This is a genomic window from Lawsonibacter hominis (assembly GCF_014287895.1).
Classification (GTDB): domain Bacteria; phylum Bacillota; class Clostridia; order Oscillospirales; family Oscillospiraceae; genus Lawsonibacter_A; species Lawsonibacter_A hominis.
In genome coordinates this window covers 1-1,365 of record NZ_JACOPP010000072.1, presented here as the reverse complement: position 1 = coordinate 1,365, position 1,365 = coordinate 1, and the positions used below count along the sequence as shown (strand labels likewise).

The following is a 1,365-nucleotide window of genomic DNA, read 5'->3' as shown; positions in this document are numbered from 1 at the left end:
ACCGCCACCACCCGAATCGAGCCGGACGAAAAGGTTCCCACCGCTTCGGGCGATTTGATGAAATCAGGCTATGGCGTAACAAACACTGTAACGGCAACCGTCAGCACCTCTGCCCCGCTATCGCACTATACCTACGGGCAGACAGCCGTATCCTACTTCCCGGAGTTTGGCTATGGAACCTACTGGCGGCTGTTGGAGCGGCTCACCAGCGGAACAACGGCGCGGTTCCAGTTTGCCAAAAACATTTACAGCACCTATAACCAGCGGGTGCATTTTTCGCCGGTTTGGTTCCCGGACGGGAGCTACACAGTCAATACTCATGTGATGGATATTTGGACGCCTGCGGGGATGCTTGCCATGAATCTCACCGATGATGTAACGATCAGCGGCCCCCTCTATGATGATTGGCATATCGCACCGGGCAATCCGTAAAGAAAAGGAGAGTGGATATGAACGACAACAGAATGATTCGGATTATGGTGTTTGAACCTGGGCGGGCGCCTTATACGACCATGCTGGAGGATTCTCTGGAACACCGGCAGGAACTTGTGGGCGGGGACATTGAGTGTATTCCTCTGCCCTGCGAAACGGTTCTCTGCTGCAATGCGTCCGGGAAACTGACAGGTCTGCCGGAGAACCGACAGTACGGGCCGGATATCCTTCACGGAACTTTTTTCCTCTATTGCGATACCCCGGAAGGACGGGGCGTTTCTTTGACCGATGAACAGATTGCCATGTATCAGGAGTATTTTCCGCAGCCGGTCCCCGCAGCGGTATCCTTTGAAGTACGGTCCGCCGCCGACATGAAAAAGTTTATGAACCTCATGTTCGGCAAGGGATGGGACATGGACACCGGAGCCGGAGAGGATATGGAGGCAAGCCGATGAGCAAAATGTTTTCGGTGGTGACTCTGGATGCCTCCCACTCTCTGATGACGGAGCATTTTGTCCCCGGTAGCCCTGATGGGCTGGATGAACTGCTGGACTGTGATGAAATCTCTGAGGTTCTTGCCGAATGGCCCCTGGGGGATACCATCGAAGCGAAAATTCAGACCTATCTCTATGGAGATGGCGAAACCGTGCGCGCTGACGAGGAGGATTTGGCTTTCTTCCGAGAGCATTTTGACGAGCTGGACGCCAGCGATGCCCTGGACTGCATCTCAGACCACAGCTTTTCTTTTGAATCGGACGAGTTGGATTTTGGGTACGGCGAAGAAAGCGAAGATGAAGAAGATTTGGAACTATACGACACGGCTCTGCTGAAAAGCAGGGCCTATTTTTATGGCAAAGAAAGCGAGGTCGATAAATTGCTTTTGCCGATTATTATGATCTGCGTCTGTGCGCTGCTGGGCGGTGGGACGCTGAT

Annotated in this window: 3 protein-coding genes; all 3 read left to right on the top strand. The window is 53.3% G+C overall.

The features are described 5' to 3' along the window. Positions 1-432, top strand: a 432-nt coding sequence (locus H8S57_RS18390; RefSeq protein WP_501981584.1) for a DUF8195 domain-containing protein, incomplete at its 5' end; no start/stop codon positions are given. Positions 433-449: 17 nt separating this feature from the next. Next, positions 450-887, top strand: coding sequence for a DUF3846 domain-containing protein (locus H8S57_RS18385; RefSeq protein ID WP_242864941.1), 438 nt, complete (start codon positions 450-452; stop codon positions 885-887). Continuing rightward, on the top strand, positions 884-1,365 hold a 482-nt coding region (locus H8S57_RS18380; protein ID WP_186909084.1), incomplete at its 3' end, for a hypothetical protein. The genes H8S57_RS18385 and H8S57_RS18380, both read left to right, overlap by 4 nt.

Bases quoted from the DNA above. Each gene is read 5' to 3' on its own strand.
- H8S57_RS18385 (WP_242864941.1), top strand. From the start codon at position 450: ATGAACGACAACAGAATGATTCGGATTATGGTGTTTGAACCTGGGCGG.